Annotated in this window: 26 protein-coding genes; 11 read left to right on the forward strand and 15 right to left on the reverse strand. The window is 64.4% G+C overall.

Annotation, left to right across the window (positions count from 1 at the left end; genetic code table 11):
* Positions 1-194: 194 nt before the first annotated feature.
* The 5 genes from C2L66_RS01220 to argS form a co-directional block, all read right to left on the reverse strand.
* The gene (locus tag C2L66_RS01220; RefSeq protein ID WP_060599337.1) at positions 195-1,007 is read right to left on the reverse strand and encodes a helical backbone metal receptor; all 813 of its coding nucleotides are present in this window, start codon (positions 1,005-1,007) and stop codon (positions 195-197) included.
* A 3-nt stretch (positions 1,008-1,010) separates the two neighbouring features.
* On the reverse strand, positions 1,011-1,781 hold the full coding sequence (locus C2L66_RS01225) for an SDR family oxidoreductase (protein WP_060599336.1): 771 nt from the start codon (positions 1,779-1,781) through the stop codon (positions 1,011-1,013).
* Positions 1,782-1,800: 19 nt separating this feature from the next.
* Entirely contained in the window at positions 1,801-2,439 is a 639-nt protein-coding gene (locus C2L66_RS01230; RefSeq protein WP_042306407.1) for a thiol:disulfide interchange protein DsbA/DsbL, read from the reverse strand.
* A 150-nt stretch (positions 2,440-2,589) separates the two neighbouring features.
* Positions 2,590-3,381, reverse strand: a complete 792-nt coding sequence (locus C2L66_RS01235; protein WP_054929571.1) for an SPOR domain-containing protein — start codon at positions 3,379-3,381, stop codon at positions 2,590-2,592.
* Between the two features lie 100 nt (positions 3,382-3,481).
* Complete coding sequence (gene argS, locus C2L66_RS01240; RefSeq protein WP_054929572.1) at positions 3,482-5,266, reverse strand: arginine--tRNA ligase; 1,785 nt, start codon at positions 5,264-5,266, stop codon at positions 3,482-3,484.
* A 422-nt stretch (positions 5,267-5,688) separates the two neighbouring features.
* Here argS and C2L66_RS01245 point away from each other — a divergent pair, with 422 nt between their 5' ends.
* Positions 5,689-6,015 (forward strand): DUF1840 domain-containing protein, encoded by a 327-nt coding sequence (locus C2L66_RS01245; protein ID WP_035986930.1) that lies wholly within the window; start codon positions 5,689-5,691, stop codon positions 6,013-6,015.
* 177 nt (positions 6,016-6,192) lie between these two features.
* On the opposite strand, the gene C2L66_RS01250 is transcribed toward C2L66_RS01245, so the two are convergent.
* The 7 genes from C2L66_RS01250 to C2L66_RS01280 form a co-directional block, all read right to left on the reverse strand.
* Positions 6,193-6,393: a hypothetical protein gene (locus tag C2L66_RS01250; RefSeq protein ID WP_054929573.1), complete on the reverse strand. Its 201-nt coding sequence runs from the start codon at positions 6,391-6,393 to the stop codon at positions 6,193-6,195.
* A gap of 180 nt (positions 6,394-6,573) precedes the next feature.
* Complete coding sequence (gene metH / locus C2L66_RS01255; protein ID WP_082670289.1) at positions 6,574-9,291, reverse strand: methionine synthase; 2,718 nt, start codon at positions 9,289-9,291, stop codon at positions 6,574-6,576.
* A gap of 71 nt (positions 9,292-9,362) precedes the next feature.
* Positions 9,363-10,436, reverse strand: a complete 1,074-nt coding sequence (locus C2L66_RS01260; RefSeq protein ID WP_054929574.1) for a homocysteine S-methyltransferase family protein — start codon at positions 10,434-10,436, stop codon at positions 9,363-9,365.
* Positions 10,437-10,746: 310 nt separating this feature from the next.
* Complete coding sequence (locus C2L66_RS01265) at positions 10,747-11,004, reverse strand: BTH_I0359 family protein (protein ID WP_054929575.1); 258 nt, start codon at positions 11,002-11,004, stop codon at positions 10,747-10,749.
* A 117-nt stretch (positions 11,005-11,121) separates the two neighbouring features.
* Complete coding sequence (pcaD, locus tag C2L66_RS01270) at positions 11,122-11,910, reverse strand: 3-oxoadipate enol-lactonase (protein WP_060599335.1); 789 nt, start codon at positions 11,908-11,910, stop codon at positions 11,122-11,124.
* A gap of 186 nt (positions 11,911-12,096) precedes the next feature.
* Positions 12,097-13,326 (reverse strand): DUF3108 domain-containing protein, encoded by a 1,230-nt coding sequence (locus tag C2L66_RS01275; protein WP_060599334.1) that lies wholly within the window; start codon positions 13,324-13,326, stop codon positions 12,097-12,099.
* A 90-nt stretch (positions 13,327-13,416) separates the two neighbouring features.
* Positions 13,417-14,439, reverse strand: coding sequence for an IclR family transcriptional regulator (locus C2L66_RS01280; RefSeq protein WP_409372572.1), 1,023 nt, complete (start codon positions 14,437-14,439; stop codon positions 13,417-13,419).
* 18 nt (positions 14,440-14,457) lie between these two features.
* Here C2L66_RS01280 and C2L66_RS01285 point away from each other — a divergent pair, with 18 nt between their 5' ends.
* The 6 genes from C2L66_RS01285 (at position 14,458) to rfaE2 (ending at position 20,863) form a co-directional block, all read left to right on the forward strand.
* Positions 14,458-15,450, forward strand: coding sequence for a fumarylacetoacetate hydrolase family protein (locus C2L66_RS01285; RefSeq protein WP_054929579.1), 993 nt, complete (start codon positions 14,458-14,460; stop codon positions 15,448-15,450).
* Between the two features lie 197 nt (positions 15,451-15,647).
* Positions 15,648-16,853 carry an ABC transporter substrate-binding protein gene (locus C2L66_RS01290; RefSeq protein ID WP_060599333.1) on the forward strand — a complete coding sequence of 402 codons (1,206 nt, stop codon included), beginning with the start codon at positions 15,648-15,650 and terminating at the stop codon, positions 16,851-16,853.
* Between the two features lie 89 nt (positions 16,854-16,942).
* Positions 16,943-17,794 (forward strand): enoyl-CoA hydratase/isomerase family protein, encoded by an 852-nt coding sequence (locus tag C2L66_RS01295; RefSeq protein WP_054929581.1) that lies wholly within the window; start codon positions 16,943-16,945, stop codon positions 17,792-17,794.
* Between the two features lie 245 nt (positions 17,795-18,039).
* Entirely contained in the window at positions 18,040-18,777 is a 738-nt protein-coding gene (locus tag C2L66_RS01305; protein ID WP_054929583.1) for a PhaM family polyhydroxyalkanoate granule multifunctional regulatory protein, read from the forward strand.
* 561 nt (positions 18,778-19,338) lie between these two features.
* Positions 19,339-20,214: a ferritin family protein gene (locus C2L66_RS01310; RefSeq protein WP_054929584.1), complete on the forward strand. Its 876-nt coding sequence runs from the start codon at positions 19,339-19,341 to the stop codon at positions 20,212-20,214.
* Positions 20,215-20,380: 166 nt separating this feature from the next.
* On the forward strand, positions 20,381-20,863 hold the full coding sequence (gene rfaE2 / locus C2L66_RS01315; RefSeq protein ID WP_035986907.1) for a D-glycero-beta-D-manno-heptose 1-phosphate adenylyltransferase: 483 nt from the start codon (positions 20,381-20,383) through the stop codon (positions 20,861-20,863).
* Between the two features lie 48 nt (positions 20,864-20,911).
* Here rfaE2 and C2L66_RS01320 read toward each other — a convergent pair whose 3' ends face one another.
* The 3 genes from C2L66_RS01320 to C2L66_RS01330 are packed head-to-tail and all read right to left on the reverse strand — an operon-like array spanning position 20,912 to position 22,966.
* The gene (locus C2L66_RS01320; protein WP_007577754.1) at positions 20,912-21,151 is read right to left on the reverse strand and encodes a hypothetical protein; all 240 of its coding nucleotides are present in this window, start codon (positions 21,149-21,151) and stop codon (positions 20,912-20,914) included.
* A 40-nt stretch (positions 21,152-21,191) separates the two neighbouring features.
* Positions 21,192-22,064, reverse strand: a complete 873-nt coding sequence (locus C2L66_RS01325; RefSeq protein WP_054929586.1) for a type III pantothenate kinase — start codon at positions 22,062-22,064, stop codon at positions 21,192-21,194.
* On the reverse strand, positions 22,061-22,966 hold the full coding sequence (locus tag C2L66_RS01330) for a biotin--[acetyl-CoA-carboxylase] ligase (protein WP_176052241.1): 906 nt from the start codon (positions 22,964-22,966) through the stop codon (positions 22,061-22,063). Before C2L66_RS01330 ends, C2L66_RS01325 begins: the two co-directional genes overlap by 4 nt.
* A gap of 168 nt (positions 22,967-23,134) precedes the next feature.
* On the opposite strand from C2L66_RS01330, the gene C2L66_RS01335 reads away from it, so the two are divergent.
* From C2L66_RS01335 to C2L66_RS01350, 4 genes are read left to right on the forward strand one after another with little or no spacing between them, the layout of a single operon-like run.
* Positions 23,135-24,274: an MlaE family ABC transporter permease gene (locus C2L66_RS01335; protein ID WP_054929587.1), complete on the forward strand. Its 1,140-nt coding sequence runs from the start codon at positions 23,135-23,137 to the stop codon at positions 24,272-24,274.
* Complete coding sequence (locus C2L66_RS01340) at positions 24,271-25,161, forward strand: ABC transporter ATP-binding protein (RefSeq protein WP_060599332.1); 891 nt, start codon at positions 24,271-24,273, stop codon at positions 25,159-25,161. The genes C2L66_RS01335 and C2L66_RS01340 overlap by 4 nt, the downstream gene beginning before the upstream one ends.
* A gap of 19 nt (positions 25,162-25,180) precedes the next feature.
* On the forward strand, positions 25,181-26,143 hold the full coding sequence (locus tag C2L66_RS01345; RefSeq protein WP_060599331.1) for an MlaD family protein: 963 nt from the start codon (positions 25,181-25,183) through the stop codon (positions 26,141-26,143).
* A gap of 19 nt (positions 26,144-26,162) precedes the next feature.
* Positions 26,163-26,789, forward strand: coding sequence for an ABC-type transport auxiliary lipoprotein family protein (locus C2L66_RS01350; RefSeq protein WP_054929589.1), 627 nt, complete (start codon positions 26,163-26,165; stop codon positions 26,787-26,789).
* Positions 26,790-26,818: the final 29 nt, after the last annotated feature.

Consider the following 26,818-nt stretch of genomic DNA (forward strand, 5'->3'; position numbering starts at 1 on the left):
CGGCGTCGTGCGTTGGCTGCTCACGACGCGCGCTCCGGGCGGGTGCTTTCACGCAAACTGATTCTGATACGGTTTCGGTGCAGGCGTACGTGACTGCGGTGCTGCGCGTCTCGCCGGCTCTGGCGCAAGCTTATCGAACGCTTTCAGCAGCGACAACAATTGAATCTGCATATCCATATGGCGGCGGATACGCGCTAACGGCTGGCGTAGTCCAGAAGATACGCGATGCCGTCGATCGCGCGCGAGCCGTACCACGACACCTGCTCGCTGTCGACCAGCCCGATCCGTTTGCCCGCGAGGCGTGCATCCTGCGAGAGAGCGTCGCAATGTTGCTGGGTGAAGCGATACGGCTCGCTCGACAGCAGCACGCGGTCGGCCTGAGCGAGCCACGCGGCGTCCAGATCGAACGAAGGATACCGCGCCGCGCCCGTTGCGCCGCCGCGCACATCGGGCAGCGTCTGCCAGTTCACGAGGCGTAGCATCGCCGAGATATAGGTGTCGCGCGCGACGGTCATCCACGGCTCGCGCCAGATTGCGTACAGCACGGTTTGCTGCGGCCATTCGCGCGATGCGCATGCATCCAGTTGCGTCTGAAGCTGGACGCCCAACGCGCGCGCTTCGTCGTCGCGATCGAAAATCGCGCCGAGCAGCGCATACAGCGCGAAGTTGTCCTCGGGCGCCAAGGGATGCGTGACGACGACATGCGGCACGAACTCGCGCAACTGTTCGACAGTTGCGCGCTCGTTCTCGTCGATATTCACGATGACATGTGTGGGTTGCAGCGCGCGCACGGCGTCGATCTTCACGGCTTTCGTACCGCCGACTTTTGGCACACGGCGCACCTTGTCGCGCGGATGCACGCAAAAACCCGTGCGCCCGACGATCTGCGCATCCAGCTTCAAGGCAAAGAGAAGTTCGGTGATGCTCGGCACCAGCGACACGATGCGCGCACCGCGTTCCGCTTTCGCGTGCTCGACACCGGCTGCATCGAAGTCACGCGTGCGCATGCTCTACTGCGCTGCGCGCGGCTTGCGCGGAGCCTTTTCGAAGACGGCGTCGTACAGCCAGCGAGGCGCGACGTGCAGCAGCATGGACACGAGGCGCATCTGCCACGGGAAGGTCGCGAAGCGTTTTTTGCGCGCGATCGCATCGGCGACTTTTGCGGCGAAGCGGTCCGCATCCATCAGGAAGGGCATCGCGTACGGATTGTGCGCCGTCATCGGGGTGCGGATATAGCCCGGCGCGATCGTCACCACCGACACGCCGAACGGCCGCATCTCGACGCGCAGCGCTTCCAGATACTTCGCCGCCGCCGATTTCGACGCGCTATAGGCGCCCGAACCCGGCAACCCCCGCACGCCGGCGACGCTCGCAATACCGACGAGGGCGCCCTTGCGCGCATCGACCATTGCTTGCGCGAACGGCTCGAAGGTCGCGACCATGCCGAAGTAGTTGACGTCCATCACGTCGCGAAACGTTTGCAGATCGCCGTGGCCCGTGACGGCGCCGCGGCTGATGCCCGCATTCGCGATCACGATGTCGGGGCAGCCGTGCTCGGCGATGAACTGCTGCGCGGCCTGCGCGAGCGCCTCCGCATCCCGGACATCGACGGAATACACGGAGATTGCGTTCTGGGGATGGGACTGCTGGAAGGCGGCGAGCGCGTCGCCCCGACGGGCGACGAGGCCGAGAATCGCGCCGCGCCGCGCATAGTCGGCGGCGAGCGCTTCGCCGATACCGCTGGACGCGCCGGTGATGAAAACCTTCAATGGTGAATTCATGCGGCGCGTGCGAACCGAATTACATCTTCTTGGCGCGAACCTGCGCAACCAGGTAGTCGAGTACCTGAATCGTGCCCGGCAGGCTGTTGGTCTGCGCCGGACCCGTTTCGTACTTGCCCTGCACGGCCAGCGTCGGCACGCCGTCGATCTTGAAGTCTTCGAGCAGCTTCTTGTCGCGCTGGATCGCGCTCTGCGTCGAGAACGAGTTGTACGCGTCCATGAACTTCTTCGGATCGACACCCTTCGTCTTGAGGAATTTGGCCTGGTCTTCCGGCGTCAGCAGATAGTTCTTGTTGACGTGGATTTCGTGGAAGATGTCCGGCGTGAGCTGATTGGCAAGGCCGAGCGCATCCACTGCGTGATAGAGCTTCGAGTGCGGAATGAAGTCGTCGCGGAACGCAACGGGCACGCGCTTGAACACGACGTCCGGGCCCTGCTTCTTGACCCACGCTTCGAGATACGGGTCGAACTCGTTGCAGTGCGGGCAGCCGTACCACATGAACTCGATGACTTCGATCTTGCCGGCAGGTGCTTCGACGGGCTGCGGCGTGGACAGCACCGTGTAGTCCTTGCCGGCGACGGGCGCGGCAGGCGCCGCTTGCACCGCGCTCGCGACGAGACCGATCGAAAGGAAAAGAATGCTGAGCAGTTTTTTCATGTCTTGTGAACCCAATCAGGGAAAGTAACGGTGGCCGGCTGTTGCGCGCCGCGACCGCTACGGATTCGACGGCAGACTGCCGCACCTGAGACTTGCGCCGCGCGCCGAAGGTTCAGCGGCGGCGCATGACAATGCATTACCGAATGTGAATCACTGCTTGGTGAAGCGGATCACGGCCGTATCGACGCCCGCATCCGAAAGACGCTGACGCGTGGTGTTCATGTCCTCGAACTTCGAGAACGGGCCGATACGCACGCGATAGTACGTCACACCACCCGCATCGCGCTGCGTGACCTTCGATTCGAAGCCCTGGAACGCGAGGCGCGCGCGCTGCTGTTCGGCGTCGGCGGACGTCTTGTAGGCGCCGACCTGCAGCAGATAGCCGGTGTTCGCGTCGTTCGCGGCGGGCGGCGCGGCGTTGGCGTTCGGCGTCGAGCCGGCCTTGGGCGGCTGCGTCGGCGCGTTGCTGGCCGTCGTGGCGGGTGCGCTGGTCGGGTTCGGCGCCTTCTTCGGCGGAATGGCTGCCGTGGTCGTGCCGTTGTTGGCACCGTTGTCCTGCGCGGGCTTCGGCGCGACGGCGACGCCGTTGTTCGACGGCGGCACTTCGACGATCTGCGGCTCTTCGAGCATGCCCGACGTCTGGGTCTGGTTCGTGGTCTGGCCTGGCGCGGTGTTGGGCGGCGCGGGTTGCGCAGCTTGCGGCACCGGCTGGCCGGGGGTCTTGCCTTGCAGCGGACGGTTCGGGTCGTATTGCGGCTGGCTTGCGCCGCTATCGGACGCAGCGGGCGGCGCGACCTTCGCAACGAACGGCGTCGGTGCGCGCGTGATGTAGAGCGCCACCACCACCGCGATGGCCAGGCCGACGATCAGGCCCAGCACGATACCGAGAAAAGTGCCCCCGGTTTGTTTCGACTGCTTTGTAGTGCGGCGTGGTTTTGCCATCGTCTAATTCACCTGCAAAAGGAAATCTGGAATGACCGTCGATTATAACGACGGTCATCTTTGTATCGTCCCAATTAAGTTCAATTGAACCGCGCGGAGATTACATTTTTGCGGGTGCCGACACGCCGATCACAGCAAGGCCGTTAGCCAGCACCTGGCGCGTCGCCGCGAGCAGCGCGATGCGCGCGTTGCGCGGCGCTTCGTCGTCGACGAGAACGCGTTCGGCATTGTAGAACGAGTGAAATTCGCCTGCGAGGTCGCGCAGATAGAACGCGACGGCATGCGGCGCAAGCTCGTCGGCGGCATGGGTGAGCATGTCGGGGTATTCGGCGAGCTTCTGCAGCAGGGCCATCGCGCGCTCGCTGTCGAGCGGCGCGAGACTGACGGACGGCAGCACGGCTTCATCGGCGCCGTAGCGCGACTTCCATTCGTTGATCACCGAGCAGATGCGCGCGTGCGCGTACTGCACGTAGTACACCGGGTTCTCGTCGTTCTGCTTGAGCGCGAGATCGACGTCGAACACGAACTCCGTGTCGGCCTTGCGTGAGATCAGGAAGAAGCGCACGGCGTCGCGGCCGCGGCGGATCGTTTCTTCGTCGAGCAGGTCGGGCGAGGCCTCCTGGCCCGGCAGCGCGCCGCCCGACCATTCGATCAGATCGCGCACGGTCACATAGCTGCCCGCGCGCTTCGAGATTTTCACTTCCTGGCCGTCGCGCATCACGGTGACCATCTTGTGCAGCACGTAGTCGGGATAGCCCTTCGGAATGCCGATGCCAAGACCCTGCAGCCCGGCGCGCACGCGCGCGATCGTGCCGTGGTGGTCCGAGCCCTGGATGTTGATGACCTTGGTGAAGCCGCGTTCCCACTTCGTCTCGTGATACGCGACGTCGGGCACGAAGTACGTGTACGTGCCGTCGGACTTGCGCATTACGCGGTCTTTGTCGTCGCCGTCGTCGGTGGTGCGCAGCCACAGCGCGCCTTCCTGCTCGTAGGTTTTGCCGGCCGCGATCAGTTCGCTCACGGTTTTCTCGACGCGGCCTTCCTTGTACAGCGACGATTCGAGGTAGTACTGGTCGAACTTCACGCCGAACGCCTGCAGGTCCATATCCTGCTCATGACGCAGATACGCGACGGCGAAACGGCGAATCGCTTCGAGGTCTTCGACGTCGCCCGCGCCCTTGACGGGTTCGCCGTCGCTGGCAGAGACGGTCTCGCCGTTCAGGTAGTCGCGCGCGATGTCAGCGATGTATTCGCCGTTGTACGCGGCTTCGGGCCAGCCTGCGTCGCCCGGTTTCAGGCCACGGGCGCGCGCCTGCGTCGAGATGGCGAGATTGCCGATCTGCACGCCGGCGTCGTTGTAGTAGAACTCGCGGTGCACGTCGTAGCCTTGCGACGCGAGCACGTTCGACGTCGCATCGCCGAGCGCGGCCTGGCGGCCGTGGCCGACGTGCAGCGGGCCGGTCGGATTGGCCGAAACGAACTCGACCAGCACGCGCTTGCCGGCGTCGCGCTGCGAGCGGCCGAAGGTTTCGCGTTGCTCGAACACGGCGGCGATCACGGCCTGCTTGGAAGCCGCCGACAGACGCAGGTTGATGAAGCCCGGACCCGCCACTTCGGCGCTGTCGACGAGGCCTTTGGCGAGCGGATGCGCGAGCAGCGCATCGACGACCTGCTGCGCGAGCTGGCGCGGGTTCGCGCGCAGCGGCTTGGCGAGCTGCATCGCGACGTTGCACGCGACGTCGCCGTGCGCGGCAACCTTCGGCCGTTCGAGCGTGATGGCGGGCGCGATGAACGCGGCTTCGGATTCACCTTGCGTCGCCTGGGCGACCTGCTTGACCACGTCGGTCAACAGGGTTTCGAGAGTGTGTTTGTGTGCAGGCAGCATGCTTGTTGCGAGTCCAGTGAGGCAGTCCGATGAAGCGGGGCAGCGCCGCGAACGGCGTGATGCAAGGCCGTCGACGGCGTGGAAAGCGCTTGGGCGCCCGATGCGCGGCGCCCGCGTGACGCTGCGGCGGCGCGGCAGGCGGCTAACGTATCGTGGCGCGGGCCGTGGCGACAGTCTGCAACACGCGCAGCCGCAGCGCAGCGTGCCCGGCCGCACGGCAGCGAGCTTTTTCCGTCAATGTCGGATTTTAGCAGGTGCTAATATGTCCAATGAGATGCCCAGCAAGGGCCGTGGCCGCCAGCCTGCCGCCGGTTGACAGGCGGGCGCGTCAACGGAACCCGTGCGGCCGGTTGTTGCGATGTCGCGAGTGTCCGGCGGCTGGCCGCGCGAGAAGCCAACATAACGAAAAGGGAACCGTCATCATGCTGATTACTTTCAAATGCCGCTCCGCCCCCGATGTGGTGATGCTGGAGAATCTCGCCCAATATTTGCTGGGCATCATCGGCAAGCGGCTCGGCGAACGCGGCGTGATCAATCACGACGAACTGGGCGTGGCGATCTCGAAGCTCGAAGCCGCCATCGTCACGGACAAGCAGGAGCGCGCCGAGCATGAAGGCCACTTCCACGAAGGGGAGGAAGGCCACGAGCACCACGAAATTCCGATTGGTCTCGCGCAACGGTCGTATCCGTTTCTCGACATGCTGCGCGCGGCGCAGAAGGACAATACGGATATCGTCTGGGGCCTGTGAAGCGAGCCGCCAGCGTGCGTTGAGCGGCGCCTGTCCAGGCGCCTGCGTCGGGTTTTATGGCCGCCGCTTTCGTGGTGGCGCAGACCGCGCATGGCGCTCGGTCAGCCCCTTGCGTCGAGCCCAGAAGCACAAAAGCCCGTCGAACGACGGGCTTTTGCTTTTGCAGCGCCGCAAGCCTTACTGACTCGCGCCCTGCGGCGCAGTCGCGGGAGCCGATGCGCCGTTCTTCTTCTTTTTCGGTTTTTTCACATGCTTGACGGTGGGCGGGGAGTACGAGCTCACCGAACTCGATCCGCCCGGCGCCTGAGGCTGGGCCTCGGCGATCGGTGCAATGGCGGCAAGCGATAACGCGGTCAACATCAGCGTCAGCTTCTTCATACGATTTTTCTCCGTTGACGGTTGCAAGTCGTTGAGCCGACGCGTTTTTTTCGGTCGCGTCTGGCAGGTCGGCAAGTAATGCCCACTCAGTCTACAAAGCCGAAAATACTCGCTGTGCTTTCAACTGAAAATATTCAGCCTACGGCCAGCGATATAGTCCTGCCGCCCGCCGTCCCCGACTTACAGCAACGGCGCGAGAGCGCGCTGGGCATCCGCCTTCGACAGCGACATGCGCTGCGCGTAGTCCTCCAGTTGATCCTGCCCGATCTTGCCCACCGAGAAATACGTGCTGTCGGGATGCGCGAGGTAGAAGCCGGAGACGCTCGCGGCGGGCAGCATCGCGAGCGATTCCGTCACGCTCATGCCGATTTCGCCCGCCTGCAGGACGTCGAACATGTCGCGCTTGACGAGGTGATCCGGGCAAGCCGGGTAGCCCGGCGCGGGGCGGATGCCGCGATACTTCTCGCCGATCAGCTCGTCGTTCGACAGCGTTTCGTTCTGCGCGTAGCCCCACAGATCGCGGCGCACGCGTGCATGCATCGCTTCGGCAAAGGCTTCGGCGAAGCGGTCGGCAAGCGCCTTCAGCATGATCGCGCTGTAGTCGTCGTGATCCTGTTCGAACTGCTTTTCCTTCGTGTCGACGCCGAGACCCGCCGTGACCGCGAACATGCCGATGTAGTCGGCGACGCCCGAGTCCTTCGGCGCGATGAAGTCGGCAAGCGACCGGTTCGGGCGCATCACGCCGTCCACGACGGGACGCACGCTTTGCTGGCGCACGTTGCGCCACGTCATCGCGACTTCGCTGCGTGATTCGTCCGTGTAGATTTCGATGTCGTCGTCGTTGACGGTGTTGGCGGGCAGCAGCGCGACTACGCCATTTGCCGTCAGCCAGCGGCCCTGGATCAGGCGCGCGAGCATCGACTTCGCATCCGAGAACACGCGGCGCGCCGATTCGCCGACAATCTCGTCGTTCAGGATCGCGGGATACGGACCCGCGAGATCCCACGTCTGGAAGAACGGACCCCAGTCGATATAGTTCGCGAGCTCGTTCAGATCGAAGTTCTTGAACACGCGCCGGCCGATGAACTTCGGCTTCACCGGCTGATAGCCGCTCCAGTCGATCTTCGTTTTGTTCGCGCGCGCTTCGGCGAGCGTGACGAGCGGCAGCGCCTTCTTGTTCGCATGCTGGTCGCGGATGCGGTCGTAGTCGGACTTCAGTTCGTCGAGATACTTCGTCGCGCCTTCGTCGGACAAGAGGTTCGACGCGACCGACACCGAGCGCGACGCGTCCGGCACATACACGACCGGGCCTTCGTAGTGCGGCGCGATCTTCACGGCCGTGTGCACGCGCGAAGTGGTTGCGCCGCCGATCAGCAGCGGAATCTTCTTCACGCGGAAGTAGTCGTCGCGCTGCATTTCCGAGGCGACGTAGGCCATCTCTTCGAGCGACGGCGTAATCAGACCCGACAGCCCGATGATGTCCGCGCCTTCGACCTTCGCCTTCGCGAGAATCTCGTTGCACGGGACCATCACGCCCATGTTGACCACTTCGAAGTTATTGCACTGAAGCACCACGGACACGATGTTCTTGCCGATGTCGTGCACGTCGCCCTTCACCGTCGCAATGACGATCTTGCCTTTTGCGCGCACGTCGCCGCCCGCTTCGGCAAGCTGGCGCTTCTCTTCTTCGATGAACGGAATCAGGTGAGCGACAGCCTGTTTCATCACGCGCGCCGACTTCACGACTTGCGGCAGGAACATCTTCCCCTGGCCGAACAGATCGCCGACGACGTTCATGCCGTCCATCAGCGGCCCTTCGATCACGTTGATCGGGCGGCCGCCGCCGTCCATGATCTTCGCGCGCGCTTCTTCCGTGTCTTCGACGATGAAGTTCGTGATGCCGTGCACGAGCGCATGCGCGAGACGCTTCTCGACAGGCTGATTGCGCCATTCGAGGTTCTCTTCTTTCTTCGCTGCGCCCGTCTTGAACTTGTCGGCGATTTCGAGCAGACGGTCGGTTCCGTCCTCGCGGCGATTCAACACGACGTCTTCGACGCGCTCGCGCAGCTCGGCGTCGAGGTCCGCGTACACACCAAGCTGGCCCGCGTTGACGATACCCATGTCCATGCCCGCCTGGATTGCATGGTAGAGGAACACGGTATGGATCGCTTCGCGCACCGGGTCATTGCCGCGAAACGAGAACGACACGTTCGACACGCCGCCGCTCACCTTCGCATACGGCAGGTTCTGCTTGATCCAGCGCGTCGCTTCGATGAAGTCGACGGCGTAGTTGTTGTGCTCTTCGATACCCGTCGCAATTGCGAAGATGTTCGGGTCGAAGATGATGTCTTCGGGCGGGAAGCCGACTTCATTGACGAGAATGTCGTACGAGCGCTTGCAGATTTCCGTCTTGCGCTTGAAGGTGTCTGCCTGGCCCTGCTCGTCGAAGGCCATCACGACGGCCGCCGCGCCGTAGCGGCGAATCAGGTTCGCATGATGGCGGAAGCTATCTTCGCCTTCCTTCAGCGAGATCGAGTTGACGATCGCCTTGCCCTGCACGCACTTGAGGCCCGCTTCGATCACCTCCCACTTCGACGAGTCGATCATGATCGGCACGCGCGCGATGTCCGGCTCCGACGCGATCAGATTCATGAAGCGCACCATGGCCGCTTTCGAATCGAGCATCGCTTCGTCCATGTTGACGTCGATGACCTGGGCGCCGTTTTCGACCTGCTGGCGCGCGACGGCCAGCGCTTCGTCGAACTGGCCGTTCAGGATCATCCGCGCGAATGCCTTCGAGCCCGTCACGTTGGTGCGCTCACCAACGTTGATGAAGAGCGTCCCCGAAGTGACGTTGAACGGCTCGAGGCCGGAAAGGCGCATCGTGTGATCGGTCATGTTGGTGTGCGTGTTTCGTCAGTGCGTCAAAGCTTCGGTGTGCGCGCGCCGTCAAGCGGGCTATGAATGTGTCAGGCGGCGTCGCGATACTGGCTCGGCCACTTGCGTGGCTTCACGTCGTTCAGCGCTTTCGCGATTGCAGCGATGTGCTCCGGCGTCGTGCCGCAGCAGCCGCCCGCGATGTTCACGAGGCCCGCTTGTGCGAATTCCTTCAGGAGGCCGGAAGTATCCGCAGGCAGTTCGTCGAAGCCCGTGTCGCTCATCGGATTCGGCAAACCGGCGTTCGGATAGCACGACACATACGTGTCGCACAGTTTCGCCAGTTCCGCGATGTACGGGCGCATCAGAGCTGCGCCGAGCGCGCAGTTCAGGCCGAACGTCAGCGGCTTTGCGTGACGCAGCGAGTTCCAGAAAGCCTCGACCGTCTGTCCCGACAGGATGCGGCCCGATGCGTCCGTCACCGTGCCCGAGATCATGATGGGCAGGCGCTCGCCCGTGTCTTCGAACAGTTCGTCGAGTGCGAACAGCGCGGCCTTTGCATTCAGCGTGTCGAAGATCGTTTCGACCAGGAACAGGTCCGCGCCGCCTTCCAGCAGTGCTTTTGCCTGTTCGTAATACGCCGTGCGCAGTTCGTCGAACGTGACGTTGCGCGCGCCCGGATCGTTGACGTCGGGGGAGATGCTCGCCGTTTTCGGCGTCGGTCCGATTGCGCCCGCGACGAAGCGCGGCTTGTCGGGCGTCGAGTACTTGTCGCATGCGGCGCGCGCGAGCTTCGCCGATTCGCGGTTCATCTCGACGGCGAGATCTTCCATGCCGTAGTCGGCCTGTGCGACGGTCGTCGCGCCGAACGTATTCGTCTCGATGATGTCCGCGCCCGCCGCCAGATACTGCTCGTGAATCTCGCTGATGACCTGCGGCTGGGTGATGGACAGCAGTTCGTTGTTGCCCTTGATGTCGCGCGCGTAGTCCTTGAAGCGCTCGCCACGATAGGCGGCTTCGTCGAGCTTGTAGCGCTGGATCATCGTGCCCATTGCGCCGTCCAGGATCAGGATGCGCGATTCGAGCAACGCGGGCAGGGCCGCGCCGCGCGTGTAGGCGGCGCGCGGGCCGACGGCTGACGGGGCTGACGTGACGGGCTGGTTCATGGTCTGATCGGGCTCGTGCCGGACGGGCCGGCTTTTTTCAGGAAACTCAATATTGTAGCCGCATGGTCGCGGGCGTGCCGCGCGGGACGGACTGGCACAGGGCGCGGCGGGTGCGGGCAGGCCAGCGCGACGCGTAAATCTGACGCGGGTCGCTGCTTTCGCAACAGAGCGCCCCCGCGTTTCGCGACGCGATATCACACAAAAGCGCCACATTCAGCGCCAGCCGGCCGCATAAAACGAAAAACCCCGCCCGGCGCGGGGCCGGACGGGGTTGATGGGGACGTGTCGCCTGGAGGATGGCGCCTGTCGATCAGTGAAGAATGACCGGCTGGTTCATCAGACTGTCGAATTGACCGAGAAACTCGTCGACTTCGTCGAGCGTCGGTTCGTCTTCGATCAGTTTCTGCACGTGTTCGCGAAAACTGGCTGCCATCGCACCGTCGATGTAAATCTCGCGCTGCGTGTTCTTGTCGACGATCTCATACCCGCCGGATAGCATCGAGACATGGCCGTCTTGCGGCGGGAACTCGACGACACAGTAGTTGGGGCTGTTGTAGATCATTTGCATGGCGACACTCCTTATTTCCGATGGCTCCTGGCCAGTGTTGCAGCGTAGATGGAGCCCTTGGTTTGGAATTCAAGGGGTGGGTCCGGCCTGACGCTTTGAATTCTCCGGACCTATCGGTTAGACCCGTTTTTGCAAAAACGATTCCAGCAAAGCGGTGAAGCGTTGCGACTGTTCGATCGGTGCGAGGTGAGCTGCGTCCAGCAACTCGAACTGCGCGTTCCGGATGGCATTCGCAATTTCGTGTGTAGCAGCAGGTGGCGTGCCTGCGTCGTGGCGTCCAGCCACAGTCAGAGTAGGAAGATCGATTTCGCTCAGTCTACTGCGCACGTCGAAATCGCGCAGCGCAATGCACGCTTGTGCGTAACCTTCAGACGAAGTGTTCTCCAATACCTCCCGAATCGGTTCGACCACCTCCGGATGCGCGTCACGAAAACCCGCCGTGAGCCAGCGTTCCATCGTTGCCCCCGCCAGCGCCGCGACGCCTTCGTTGCGCGCCTTCGCCGCGCGCTGCTCCCATATGGCACGACCGTCGGGCGGCGTGGCGGCGTGCGTGTCGGCGAGCGTCAAGGTTTCGATGCGTGCCGGGTGATCCAGCGCGAACTGTTGCGCAATCATCCCGCCCATCGACATACCGACAATATGCGTTTTCTCAACGCCAAGCGCATCTAGCAGCATGCCCAGATCCTGCGACAAATCTGCAACACCGAAGGGCCTGTCTGATACGGCCGTTTGACCGTGCCCGCGCACGTCGTAGCGCAAGACCGTGTAGTCGTCCCGAAAATATCCGGCGAGCTGATCCCAGATCGACAGATCGCCGCCAAGCTGATGAATGAACGTGAGCCAGGGGCCACCGCCCTCGTTGCTCACGACGTAGCGCGTATCGATGCCATTCACATTGATTTGCATGCAGACTCCATAATTGATGTCGCAATGAAAGTACGAACGGATCGACAGTTCATTGGATCTGCATGAACCGCCGGCGCGTATCAGCGCGCTTTGTCGTGCGATTCATGCAAACGACGGAAGTTTCTGACGCGCAGCGTTTGTAGTCCCGGTTTGACAGTGTCCTGCATGAAGAAGGACCTGTTTGCGTCAGGGCTTTTCCGGCCCTGCGCCTGGATCGGCGACGGACGGTTGGGAAGGGGCGGGTGGCGTGTCGTCGGACGAAGCGGCGTTGCTGCTGTTCGCCTCCGGTGGCGCGATCTTGCCGCGCCATACAAGTTCGATCTGCGTGCCGTTCGGCTCGGTTTGCACGAGACGCGCAGGCAGCCAGCCGAGCGACGGCGCCAGCCATACGTCGATGCGCCGCCGGTCGCCTTCGTGGCGGGGCAGGCGCATGAAATGGCGCGCATCGATGGTGCCCTGATCGGTGCGCACGCCTTCGTCGCCTATTGTTTCAATGGACCAGATTTCGCCGCTGTCGTTGTCGGTCACGAAGAACTGGCGCGTCACGCCCGGCTGATACGCGTCGGGGTCGCCACGCACCAGACTGGCGAGTTGCATCACCATGCTGAAGCGGTCTTGCGCGCCGTCCTGCAGCGGCAGCGTGTTCGGCGTACGGGTGAAGCCGATCTGTTTCGTGTCGCGATGGAAGGCGGTGATATCTTCGCCGCGCCGGCCGCGCTTTTCGATGTACTGATCAGGCGCGAGGCCGAAGGCATCGACATGCCCATGGCTCGAATAGCTGAACGTGCCTATGAACGGCAAGGGCACCGATACGACCATGTCGTACGAGCGGCCATCGCTCGACCAGTGGATCGTTCCGGGCTGATTGCGCACGCCGTTGTAGAACGTGTCGTATTGCAGTTCGCCCGAGGGCGGCACGGAAAACTTCACGCCCGGCGCAGTGTGCGGCGCGTTGCCTTGACCAGCAGCATCGGCGTTGGAACCGGCGTCTGCCGTTGCGGACGACGCAACGTTCGGTGCTGAAGCGGCAGCCGTAGCGTCTGCAGGTGTGCTTGCGGTTTGCGTTGCGGGCGCTGTTTCAAGCGGTTCCGGACGGGGCCGGGTGGCCGTCAGTACATGTTCTCGAGGCGCTCGCGCCACGCGTTTTGGGGTAGCAGGCGCCGCCTTCACGGGCGGCGGCGAACCGGCCGCCTGCGTTTCGATACGCTCGGGCTTGAGCAGCGCGACCTGCACGGGAACATGCTCGGGCGACGCCGGTTTGAAGGTGTCGTGATGCCGTTCGAACCATTGCGCCGCGATGAAATGCGCGCCGACCACAGCCGCCAGCACGCCCGCCCAACGCCAGCGCGACGAGCGTCGCTGCGCAGCGGCGAGTCGAGCCTGTGTGACGGAACGGAGAGCGGCTGGAGATGACATCGGAAGAGGCAGAATCCTGAAGGCGGAACGCAAGGCTATGCGCGTTTGAACACAATTCGACCGCGCACCGCCGTCATGTGTTCCTCACGCTCATCGAGGCGTCGGACTATACCCGAGTTCATACGACAGCTTCTGCGCGCATTCGCGCAGCGCTGTGTCGACTTCCCCGCCCCACGCGATATCGAACGCGCCCTCGTGACCCAGCGCGATCAATCCGAGTGCGAGATCGCCATTCGAATCGAACACGGGCGTGCAAAACGCGTGAATGGTCGGCAGCAACATGCCTTCGACGCGTGCCGAGCCATGCGCACGCACGTCATCGAGCACGCGTTCGACATCTTCCGGCGTGCGCGGACTGTTGGCGGCGGCCCAACGCCGGGTGTCGGCGAGTTCGCGCGCGATCATCGCAGCCGTCTTGCTGCGCGGCAGATAGGCGGCGAACAGCAGACCCGTCGCCGAACTGAGCATCGGCATCACGTCGCCGAGTTTCAGCGATGCCTTCGCGGGATAGCTCGATTCCATCCAGTGCACGACAGTCGGCCCCTGATTGCCCCATACAGCAATGCCGACGGTCAGATCGAGCCGGTCGCGCAATCCGGCAAGCGCGATGCGCGCGAGCTTTACGCCGTCGACGCGCGCGAGCCGCGCCAGCCCTAGCTGCAACGCGAAACCGCCCAATTCGTAGCGGCCCGTCAACGGGTCCTGCGCGACGACGCCCAGGCGCTGGAAACTCACCAGATAGCGGTGCGCTTTCGCGGGGCTCATGCCCGCGCGCTGCGCGAGATCGCGCAGCATCATCGCGCGTGGCTCGTGCGTGAGCACGTCGAGCAGACGGAACCCGACTTCGATCGACTGGATGCCCGAGCGCAGTTTTTCTTCGCCAGCGTCCTGTTCGTCGGCGGCATCGTCGTCGGCGGGATCGAGCGGTTCGGCGGAATGGGCATCCTTGCGGATCGAACTGGAGCGGGCGGTCGGCGGCATAGGCAGTGGTTGAACGGTGAGCCTTAAAGCGGCGAAAAGCGACGCGGGCTTTGCAATGGACATCGTCTGCTTGAAGCGTCCGTTTGGGCCGCGCCGATTCACCATCGTAGAATAGATTCCTCTTATCGTCATCCACATGCCTTTTCCGCCATGAAACTTGCCTCGCTGAAGGACGGCACGCGCGACGGTCAACTGATCGTCGTTTCCCGTGACCTGCATACGGCCGCCATCGCCGACGCCATCGCGCCGACGATGCAGCGCGTCCTCGACGACTGGATTTTCTACGCGCCGCAACTGCGCGATCTGTACGACGAGCTGAATCAGGGCCGGGCGCGCAACACGTTTTCGTTCGATGCGAAGGAATGCATGGCGCCGCTGCCGCGCGCGTTCCAGTGGGCCGACGGCTCCGCGTATGTGAACCACGTCGAACTGGTGCGCCGCGCGCGCGGCGCGGAAATGCCGCCCGAGTTCTGGACCGATCCGTTGATGTACCAGGGCGGCAGCGACGATTTCATCGGTGCGAAGGACGACATCGTGTGCGCGTCCGAATCGTTCGGCATCGACTTCGAGGCCGAAGTCGCCGTCATCACGGGCGACGTGCCGATGGGCGTGAAGCCCGAGCAGGCGTTGAAGAGCATTCGCCTCGTCACGCTCGTCAACGATGTCTCGCTGCGCAACCTGATTCCCGCCGAGCTCGCCAAGGGCTTCGGCTTTTTCCAGAGCAAGCCGGCGACGTCGTTCGCGCCCGTTGCCGTCACGCTCGACGAACTCGGCGACGCGTGGCGCGAGGGCCGCGTGCATCGTCCGATGATCGTGCATTGGAATAGCAAGAAGGTCGGCCAGCCCGACGCGGGCACCGACATGGTGTTCCATTTCGGCCAGTTGATCGCGCATGCCGCGAAAACACGCAACCTGCGCGCGGGGGCCATTGTTGGATCGGGCACGGTATCGAACAAGGACGCGAAACGCGGCTATTGCTGTATCGCCGAGAAACGCTGCCTCGAAACCATCGAGCACGGCAGCGCACAGACGGAATTCATGAAGTTCGGCGATACCGTGAAGATCGAGATGTTCGACGAAGCCGGCAAGTCGATTTTCGGTTCGATCGATCAGGCTGTCGCGCCGCTCGAAGGCGGGCTTTGATTATGTAGCCGGCGCGAGGCGGCAGGCGAACCGAGAGGGTTTCGCCCGATGCCGGCAGCGCCACGCGCGCCGCTACACTGACGCTCGCGCGAGGCCATCGGGTCTCGCACGCTCGCCCGCGCGAACGACACCACGCGCGGGCAGGAACATGCAACACGCAGCATCGCAGAACGCACAAAAACCAAAGGAGACAACGCATGCCGCGATACGGGACGTTTGCATCTTCAACTTTGCGCAACCGCGCTCGCAAATTCACACTCAGGCGGCGCACGACGCTCGCCGCTACGCTTTCCCTGTTACCCGGACTTGCGCTCGCGCAGGTGAAAATCGGTCTCGTGCTGTCGCTGACGGGGCCGGCTGCGTCGCTTGGCATTCCCGCGCGCGATACGGCGACGCTTTTCCCGAAAGAGATTGCCGGGCAGAAAGTCGAATACATCGTGCTCGACGATGCGTCCGATACGACGCAAGCCGTGCAGGACACCAAGAAGCTGATCTCCGAAAATCACGTCGACGCGATCATCGGCTCGTCGATCACGCCGAACTCGCTGGCGATGATCGACGTAGTCGCCGAAGGCGAAACCCCGGCGATCTCACTCGCTTCGTCGGCGAAGATCATCGAGCCTGTCGACGCGAAACGGCACTGGATGTTCAAGACGCCGCAAACGGACGCAATGATGGCATCCGCGATCACCGAGCACGCGAGCCAGCACGGCGTGAAGACCATCGCGTACATCGGCCAGGCGGACGCGCTCGGCGAAACGTTTTACGCCGAGGTCGCGAAATTCGCGCAGATTCACAAGATCAACGTGGTGGCCAACGAGCGTTTCAATCGCACCGATCCGAGCGTCACGGGCCAGATCCTGAAGATCATGGCGGCGAATCCCGATGCCGTCGTCGTGGGCGCAGCGGGAACGCCTGCCGCGCTGCCGCCGAAGACGCTGATCGGACGCGGCTACAAGGGGAAGATCTATCACAACCACGGCGTCGGCAATAACGATTTCCTGCGTGTGTGCGGCGCGGACTGCAACGGCACGTTCCTGCCCGCGAGCCCGGTGCTGGTCGCCTCGCAGCTGCCCGCGGACTACGCTTCCAGGCGCCTCGCGCTCGATTACATCGCGCGATTCGAGAAGCTGCGCGGGCCGGGCAGCGTGTCGGCGTTCGGCTCGTATGCGTGGGACGCGAGCATGCTGCTGAACAACGCGATTCCCGTTGCGCTGAAAACGGCCGCGCCCGGCACGGTCGAGTTCCGCCGCGCGCTGCGCGATGCGCTCGAAGCGACGAAAGGACTCGCCGATACCAACGGCGTCGTCAACATGAGCGCGACTGATCACCTCGGCCTCGATCAGCGCGCGCGCGTGATGGTCGAGATCAGCAACGGCAAGTGGGTGTATCAGCCGCGTTAGGCAAAGTGGTTCGCGTGGCGCGGCGTCGGCTGCGTTACGCGCATGATGTGGGTATCGACGCCGACGCGTCGCTCTTACGGATGTCTGCCATGTCTCACGAATCGGAATCGCAATCGGTTGAACCCGCGTTTTACGCGCACTACACGTCGCTGCGCGTGCGGCGTCATGCGCACGGCATCCTCGAAATCGTGATGAGCGGCGAAGGCGCGAACCGCAGCGCGCTCGCTACCGCCGATGCGAACATGCATCGCGAACTGGCCGACATCTGGCGCGATGTCGATCGCGACCCGGAGACACGCGTCGCGGTGATCCGCGGCGAGGGCAAGGGCTTTTCGGCGGGCGGCGATCTCGCTCTCGTCGAAGAGATGGCGACCGACTTCGACGTGCGCACGCGCGTGTGGCGCGAGGCGCGCGATCTCGTCTACAACGTGATCAACTGCAGCAAGCCGATCGTCTCGGCCATGCACGGGCCGGCCGTGGGCGCGGGGCTCGTCGCCGGATTGCTCGCGGATATTTCGATTGCGACGAAGTCGGCGCGCATCATCGACGGTCATACGCGTCTGGGCGTCGCGGCGGGCGATCATGCGGCGATCGTGTGGCCGTTGTTGTGCGGCATGGCGAAGGCCAAGTACTACCTGCTGCTGTGCGAGCCGGTGAGCGGCGAAGAGGCGGAGCGCATCGGCCTCGTCTCGCTGACCGTCGACGACAACGACCTGCTGCCGAAGACCTTCGAAGTCGCGCGCAAGCTCGCGCAGGGTTCGCAGACGGCGATTCGCTGGACCAAGTATGCGTTGAACAACTGGCTGCGCTCGGCGGGGCCGACCTTCGATACGTCGCTCGCACTCGAGTTCATGGGTTTCGCAGGACCCGACGTGCGCGAAGGCGTGGCGTCGCTGCGCGAGCGGCGCGCGCCTGATTTCCCGGGCAAGGAGCCGTTCTAGGCGAACGCGTGTGCTTGCGTCAGGCGGACGCAAAAGCGTCATGGCGGCGTGCGCACGATACCCCGCGATTGCGTCTGCGTCTGCGGCTCGACGCGAAAATTTCACGCGGTATGATCGAGCCGTGAATGTCGAACGTCGCTTCGAAGGCTGGATCGAAGGACAATAAGCGAACCACGATAAGCGAACCGCGATAAGCGAACGGCAACAGGCGCCACAGGCCCAGAACCGAACACAGGAGCTCAGCAATGACCGACAATCCCGGCTCGACGCCGCCTTTCCCCGGATTTCCAGGTTTTCCCCCCGCCGAGATGCTGGATCGCATGTGGGGCATGATGCGGCTCACGCCGTTCGGCGCAGCATTCCCGGGCACGAGTCCGGCTTCGGCGCAGGGGTTCGTGCCGTCGCTGTCGATGATGTCCGACATGATGGCGCCGCTCACGAACGTCGAGGAACTCGACAAGCGCATCACCGACATGCGCGCTGTCGAGCAATGGCTCAAGCTGAATCTGAACATGCTGCAGTCGGCGATCCAGGCGCTCGAAGTGCAGCGCGCGACGCTCGCGACGCTGCGCGCGTTCGGCGCGTTTGCGCAGCAATCGATGACGCAGCCCGCGCCTGAAGCGCCGCCGCGGCACGAGCCGCCGCCCGCTGCGAGCGCGCCGGAAGCGGGTGAAGCAGGCGAGTCGACGGCATCGCCCGCGTTCGATGCGTCCGGCTGGTGGAATCTGCTGCAAGCGCAGTTCAACCAGATCGCGCAGTTCGCGATGGCGCAGCCGCCGGCCACGACGGCGACGGGCGCATCCGAAGCGGGCGCGGGAATCGAACCGAGCGATCTCGAACCCGACGACGCGCCCGAGCCGGACCCGGAAGGCGCCGCGCAGGCGAAATCCGATGACGCGCCGCGTCCCGCCGCGAAGCGTGCGGCCAGCACGAAACGGCCGGGCGCATCGTCCGCCAGGAAGACCTCGTCGACGTCCGAATGAACGCGGGTGTATGCGATGAAACGGGCGCGCGCGGCCGCGACGGCCAGCGCGCCTCGAACTGCGACGGAATGTCGCCGCGTTAGCACATTCCTTTGACAGCGTGCGGTCAACGCGTGCCGACGTTGTTTTACGTCAATGCCAAAGCGGGTTTCGACGGTCCGAAAATGGGGCGTGTAAGGGCCGCATGCTATTATTGTGTAAGCTTTTTCTGGCCCGCGGACGCGTGCGAAGATCGCCAGATTCGCCGTTTTAGCCGGTGTCATGCGGTGCCGGTTCGTCCGCTGCGGACCCTAATGCCGTCGTTCGGCGGCAGGCTGGCACGACCCCAGGCAAAGGTTCTCCCTCACCCACGGTTGGCCGCGCACGCGAGGCACGAAAATCGCGTACGTATCACGAGCCGCAGTAGTTCTTTTGCCAAACACTTGCATCTTGGCAACCGATTACCGCGTAAAATTGAATGCTGCGCTGACGACGGAGAAAGTTTCCGAAAGTTCCCGTTCGTCGGCCGCAAATGTAGCAACAGATAACAGACGTCGCCTTGCGCAGAACAGGGGTGGGATCATGAACACCATGCTTTATCCGGAACTTTATAAATCGCTCGAGTCCGTTCGATGGGATATGGAGAAGGACATTCCCTGGGACAAATTCGACGCGTCGCTGCTCACAGACGAGCAGGCGGCGACCATCAAGATGAACGCGATTACCGAATGGTCAGCGCTGCCCGCCACGGAAATGTTCCTGCGCGATAACCACCATGACAGCGACTTCTCGGCATTCATGAGCGTGTGGTTTTTCGAAGAGCAGAAGCACTCGCTGGTGCTGATGGAATACCTGCGCCGCTTCAAGCCGGAGATGTGCCCGACGGAAGAAGAACTGCATGCGGTGCGCTTCGAATTCGATCCGGCGCCGCCGCTCGAAACGCTGATGCTGCACTTCTGCGGCGAAATCCGCCTGAACCACTGGTATCGCCGCGCGGCTGAATGGCACACCGAGCCTGTCATCAAGCACATCTACGAAACCATCTCGCGCGACGAAGCGCGTCATGGCGGCGCGTATCTGCGCTACATGAAGAAGGCACTGACGAACTTCGGCGACGGCGCGCGCGCCGCGTTCGCCAAGATCGGTGTGCTGATGGCATCCGCGCGCCGCACGGAAAAGCCGCTGCACCCCACCAACCTGCACGTGAACCAGTCGCTGTTCCCGCGCGACACCGTTCAATCGCGCCTGCCCGATCCCGAGTGGCTCGAGCGCTGGCTCGACGAGCAGATCCGTTTCGACGACGGCTGGGAAAAGAAGGTGGTCGAACGCATTCTGCATAACCTGTCCATTCTGTTCGAGCGCTCGTTCACGACGGCTCAGGAACTGAACCGCTATCGCAAGGAAGTCGTGACGCGTCTGCAGGCTAGCCAGCAGACTGCGCAACAGCAACCGGCCTGATAGGGGCCGCGCGCCGGCCGGGCCGACCGCCCGGCGCGTCGCACAGAAACGCAACGGCCCGGCAGGTGAGAACCCGCCGGGCCGTTTTTTTTGCCTTGTCGCGGGCGTGCGTCTTCTATTCTCGGAGGCGCGTCTCGCCTCTCCAACCTGCTCAACGATTGCTCTCATGGCTGCTACCTTCGAACGCAAGCTCACCACACGCGACGCCCTCGCTCAACTTCGCCCGTCGCTGACAGGCCCCGTGGTGTTCACGAACGGCGTTTTCGACATCCTGCATCGCGGGCACGTCACCTATCTCGCGGACGCGAAAGCACTGGGCGCGACGCTGATCGTCGGCGTGAACAGCGACGCGTCGGTGCGCATGCTGGGCAAAGGCGACGACCGGCCGATCAACAACGAAGCCGACCGGATGGCGCTGCTGGCGGCGCTGGAGAGCGTGGACTGGGTGGTGTGCTTTGGTGAGCAGACACCCGTCGCGCTGATCGACGCACTGCGTCCGGACGTGCTGGTGAAGGGCGGCGACTACGACATGGACAAGTTGCCCGAATCCGCGCTGGTGCGCGGCTGGGGCGGCAAGGCGCTGGCAATTCCGTTCGAGCACGACCGCTCGACGACAGCGCTTCTGAAGAAGGTGCGCGCTCAAGGCTGAGCGCAAGGCGACGCGGGCACGCAGCCCGCGTCGTAGAAGACGTCCGCGTTACTGCGGCAACGCCGAAGCCGCGATGGGCGCAACGGGCGCCGGACCGCCGACGACAGCCAGATCCGCAGCATCGGCGGACGACATGGGCTGCACGCGCAACTGGTCCGGACGGACCTGCCGGTTCAGGTGATTCGGCTCGCGCGGCCCGGCGGCGGGCGACGGACCGAACAGCCCGCGCATCGTGACGAACGCGAGGATGTTGGCGAGAAAGAGCAGGGCGAGTAGCCAGCGCAGCATCGTTGAAATTCTCCAGCTTGCTTGTTCAGTAGCCCGGCGTTCAGGCCGGGTGAGCGTCCGTCGGCGGACTGGCCGATGCCTGCGCGGCGATCAGCGCGAGTCCCGCCAGCACGAGCGAGTCGTGACGCGTGTACGGCACGCCGAGCGCCTGCACCAGTTCGCCCGCGGCGCCACCGCTCACGACGAGCCGCACGGACACTTTCCATTCGTCCTGCAGATCGCGCCACATCCGCTCGATCAGGCCGATCTGCGCCAGCGCGCATCCCGACGACAACGAACGCGGCGTATCGGTTGCGAACCACGCTGCGCGCGCGAGCGGCGCGCCTTGGCTCGCGCCGGCGGCATCGCCGTCGAGCAGGCCGCGCGCGGCCGTGGCGTCGAGCGTCGGCAATTGCGCCGTGTGCTCACCGAGCGAGCGCATCATCAGCGACCAGCCGGGCGCGATCAATCCGCCGACGAACACGCCGTCGGCGTTCAATGCTTCGAGCGTCGTCGCCGTGCCGAAGGTTGCGATCAGGAGCGGCTCGCCCGGAAATGCGGCGCGCGCGCCGATCATACCCGCCCAGCGGTCGCTGCCAAGCTGCGTCGGCGCCGTGTATGCGTTCGTGACGCCGCACTGCTGCGCGGCCGAGCGGATCGTCGTGCGCGCGAGACCGGGCCAGCGCCTGTCGATGAATGCATCGATACGGCGCGCCGCCGCGTCCCCTGCAACATTCGATAACCATGCAGAACCCGGTGCGGGCAACGTCGACCAATCGGGTTCATGCCGCGACTGCAACGGATCGCCAGTGCCCTTTACCAGTTGACCACCATGCGAGAACGCGCCCGAGTGCGTCTGTGTACCATCCGCATCAACCAGCGCCCATTTGACGCGGCTATTGCCCGCATCGATCAGCAGATACGGCGCGCTCATGCGGCGCCGCTTGCTTCGTCCGCGAGACGCAGCGACACGTCTCCCGTCGCGATGGCTTGCTGGCCGGACGGCGTATCGAGCAGCAGTTGCCCGAGATCGTCGACGCCCGCAGCCACACCGCGCGCGATTTCCACGCCTTGCTCGAACAGCACGACATCGCGTCCCGCATACGCATGGCAGCCGTTCCAGCGCTGCCGGAAGGGCGCGAAGCCTTCAACGCCGAAGCGTTGCAACGCGGGTTCGAGCGCGTTGAGCTCGGCGGCAAGCGTGTCGGTGAGATTCGCGTTCGGCAGGGCACGCGAGAGCGCCGTCGGCGCCGCGCCGCGCGCTTGCGCCGGCACGCCGGCGTTGAGCGCGCCGACTTTGGCTGCGAGTTCCTCGGCGCCCTTCACGTTCGTGCCGATGCCGATCACGACCGCGCTCGCGTCCGGCGTGCTCCATGCCGTTTCGATCAGGATGCCGGCGAGCTTGTCGCCTTCGAGCAGCACGTCGTTCGGCCATTTCAGCGCGATCTGGCCGGGACCGGCGACGGGCAGCGAGCGCAGGCCGTCGACCAGCGCGACACCCACCGCGAGGCTCAGACCCGCGAGTCCTTCGAGCGGCCGCGGCAGCACGCAGGCAACCGAGAACAGCAGCGCATTGCCCGGCTCCGCATACCAGGGGCGGCCGCGCCGGCCGCGTCCTGCCGTCTGAAGATAGGCGACGCGCACGATCGGCCGCGCAAGCGCGCCGGGTTCGCGCGGCAACGCTTTCACACGGGCCATCAGGTCGGCGTTGGTCGAGCCGGTTTCTTCGACGATTTCGATCGGCCAGTCATTGGCAGCCGGGCCGAACAGCGCGACGGCGCGCTGCCGGTCGATTCGCCAGTCGCCCGAAGGGCTGGGGGAGAGTGGAGTATTCATGAAGGGTATTTTAGCTACTGCGCCTGTCATCGTGATCGATAGATGCGCCGGCCGCGCCTTGTTCACGAGATGCGCGCGGTATGCCGCCCTGCCGCGCATCCCACCAGGACCCAATCTCGAACGCTTCGTTACAATGCCCGTTAATCCGATAACCACATCCAGCGATCCTTGAACTACGACACTCCTCCCGGCCTCGAAGTGGCGGCAGGCAGCCAGGGCAAGATCGTCCGCCTGTCCGGGCAGTGGACGGCGCTCGCGCTCGCGCGCGACCGACTGCACGGAAAGGCGCTGCCGCGTCTGCGTGAACTGATCGACAGCCGTGCGCACGTCGCGCAATGGGATCTGTCGCGAGTCGAGCGGATGGACCACGTGGGCGGCCAGGCGCTGTGGCGCGTGTGGGGCTACAAGCTGCCCGTCGATCTCGTCGCGCTCAACGACACGCAGCGCGACATCTTCGATCGCATTGCATTGCTCGACACCGTGCGCGAGAACCCGGAGCCCGTGCACCGCTTCGATCCGTTCACGAAGCTCGGCCTCGGTATCTTCGCGCTCGTCGAGCATCTGTATGGCGGCATCGCGATGTTCGGCCGTGTGATCATCGATCTGGTGGCGATCGCGCGCAATCCGAAGCTCGCGCCGTGGAAGGAGATTTCGGCGAACGTCTACAGCGCGGGCACGCAGGCGCTGCCCATTACCGCGCTCGTCGCGTTTCTGATCGGCATCGTGCTGAGCTATCTGTCCGCGCAGCAGTTGCGGCTATTCGGCGCGAACCAGTTCATCGTGAATATTCTGGGCATGTCGGTGTTGCGCGAACTCGGGCCCGTGCTGTCGGCGATTCTCGTCGCGGGGCGCTCCGGCTCTGCCATCACCGCGCAGATTGGCGTGATGCGCGTGACCGAAGAGCTCGACGCGATGCGCGTGATGGGCATTCCGCACGGCCTGCGCCTGATCCTGCCGCGTGTGCTCGCGCTGTCGCTCGCGATGCCGCTGCTCGTGATGTGGACCAACATCATCTCGCTGCTCGGCGGCGCGCTTGCCGCGAAGCTCGTGCTGCAAATCGACATGTCGTATTTCGCGCGCGCCTTGCCGACCGTCGTGCCCGTCGCCAATCTGTGGATCGGGCTCGGCAAGGGCACGGTGTTCGGCATGCTGATCGCGATCGTCGGCTGTCACTTCGGCTTTCGCATCAAGGCCAATTCGCAGAGCCTCGGCGAGGGCACGACGACCTCGGTCGTCACATCGATCACGGTCGTGATTCTCGCCGACGCCGTGTTCGCGATTCTCTTTCAGAACGTGGGGCTGTCATGATCGCGCCGCTCACCACCGCCGTACGGGACCAGCCGCTGCCGGAAATCGCCGAAACCGTGATCGAGGTGCGCAACCTCACCAAACGCTATGGGCGCAACATCGTCCACCAGCACCTGGACTTCGACGTGCGGCGCGGCGAGATCGTGTCGATCGTCGGCGGCTCGGGTTCGGGCAAGACAACGCTGATGCGCCAGATTCTCGGGCTGGAGCGGCCGACCTCGGGCAACATCAAGGTGTTCGGCGAGGACATGGCCACGCTCGACAAGGAAGAAGCCCGCCTGATGCGCGTGCGCTCGGGCATGCTGTTCCAGCATGGCGCGCTGTTTTCGTCGCTGTCGGTGTTCGACAACATCGCGCAGCCGCTGCGCGAACTCGGCAAGGTGCCCGAAGACCTGCTGCGCGACATCGTGATGCTGAAGCTCGAAATGGTCGGGCTGCCGTGCAAGCACGCGTCGAAGATGCCGGCGGCGCTGTCGGGCGGGATGGTCAAGCGCGTGGGCATCGCGCGCGCGATCGCGCTGGAGCCGGAACTGCTGTTCCTCGACGAACCGACGGCAGGGCTCGATCCGCAGGCCTCCGACGAATTCGTCGAACTGATCAGCGCGTTGCATCGCGCGCTCGGCCTGACCGTGGTGATGGTGACGCACGATCTCGACACGATGGTCGCGCTGTCGACCCGCGTCGCGGTGATCGCGGACCGCAAGGTGATCGTCGCGGCGCCCGTCGAAGAAGTGGCGGGCTACGATCATCCGTTTATCCGCGAGTATTTTCTCGGGCTGCGCGGGCGGCTCGCGTTGCAGGGCCTGTCGCCGGAACGGCGCATGAAGCTGCCGCCCGAAGCGCTGGAGCCCGCGTCGGAAGCGATTCCGCTGCGCACCGCGCCATGAACGCCGAAGGAACCTGACAATGGAAAACAAATCACACGCCTTCTGGGCCGGGCTCTTCACCGTCGTGATGGTGGTTGCGATTGCTGCGGCGGCGTTTCTGTTCAATGTCGACCGGTCGGTGCGCATACCTTTCGATCTGATTGCGCGGACCAATGTCACAGGTTTGTACCCGGATGCTGCGGTACGATATCGCGGCCTCGACGTCGGCAAGGTGCAGTCGATCAAGTTCGACCGCGCGCATCCGGGGCAGATTCTGATCCGCATTCTCGTCGACAAGAACGCCCCGATCACGCATTCCACCTTCGGCACGCTTGGGCTGCAGGGCGTCACGGGCCTCGCGTTCATCCAGCTCGACGATACGGGGAAGGATCTCTCGCCGCTCGTGTCGTCGGCCAAGGACGTCGCGCAGTTGCCCATGCGTCCGGGTCTGTTCGATCAGTTGCAGGCGCGCGGCGACGTGCTGCTGCGGCAGATCGAAAAGACGGTGCGCGATGTCGACTTGCTGCTGTCGCCGGAAATGCGCGACCAGTTGATGGCGACGGCGGCGAGCCTGCAGCACGCCGCCGATGGCGTCACCACGCTCACCGCGCAGATGGGCCCCGCCGTCGGCAAGTTGCCGGGCACGCTCAATCAGCTGGATCAGACGCTTGCTTCGACGAACCGGATGATCACCAGCCTGAACCGCCCGGATGGTCCGCTGGAAGGCACGCTGAACAAGGTCGGCACGGCTGCGCAGCAGGCGGGCGACGCGCTGACGGCGATGAACGCGACGCTGCAGGACATTTCGGCGCGCGTCGGCTACGACACGCTGCCGCGCGTGAATTCGCTGGCGGAAGACGTGCGCTCCGCCGTGCGCTCCGTCGACCGCGCCGCGAACACGTTCGACGAAGCGCCCAACAGCGTGCTGTTCGGCGCGCCGCGCGCCGCGCCCGGTCCCGGCGAACCGGGCTTCGTGTGGCCTGCGGGCCACGCGGCCAAATGAATTTCAAAGGAAACACAGCATGTCACGCTCGATCAACCGTCTCTTCACCTCGCGCGCCGCGCTCGCTGCGGTGCTCCTCCTGCTCGGCGCGCTGGCCGGCTGCGCGGGCAATCCCGCCGCGCTCTCCGATATCCGCTACGACCTCGGCCCGGCCCCGCTGCCGGGCAGCACGGGCACGATGCCGGCCATCAAGGTGCTCGAGGTCACCGCGCCGGCCACGCTCGATTCCGACAAGCTGATCTATCGCATGAGCTATTCGGACTCCCAGCAGACGGCCTCGTACGCGAACAGCCACTGGACGATGCCGCCCGCGCAACTCGTCACGCAGCGCCTGCGCAACGCGCTGTCGTCGCGCGGCACGGTGCTCACGGGCGGCGACGGCGTGCGCGCGCCCGTGCTGAAGGTGGACCTCGACGAGTTCGAGCAGGACTTCGACGGCCAGTCCGAGAGCCACGGCTCCGTCACCGCGCGCACGACGCTGTTCGTCGACGGCAAGGTGGTCGGGCAGCGCACCTTCATGGCCCGCGCGCCCGCGAGTTCCGCCGACGCCGCAGGCGGTGCGCGCGCGCTCGCTGCAGCCACCGACGACCTCGTCGCGCAGATTTCCGCCTGGCTCGGCGTGCAGGCGCTCGTCGCGCAGCAATGACGCGTTGTCGCGCGGTCACGGGAGCGCTG

The sequence above is a fragment of the Paraburkholderia caribensis genome, from assembly GCF_002902945.1.
Taxonomy (GTDB): domain Bacteria; phylum Pseudomonadota; class Gammaproteobacteria; order Burkholderiales; family Burkholderiaceae; genus Paraburkholderia; species Paraburkholderia caribensis.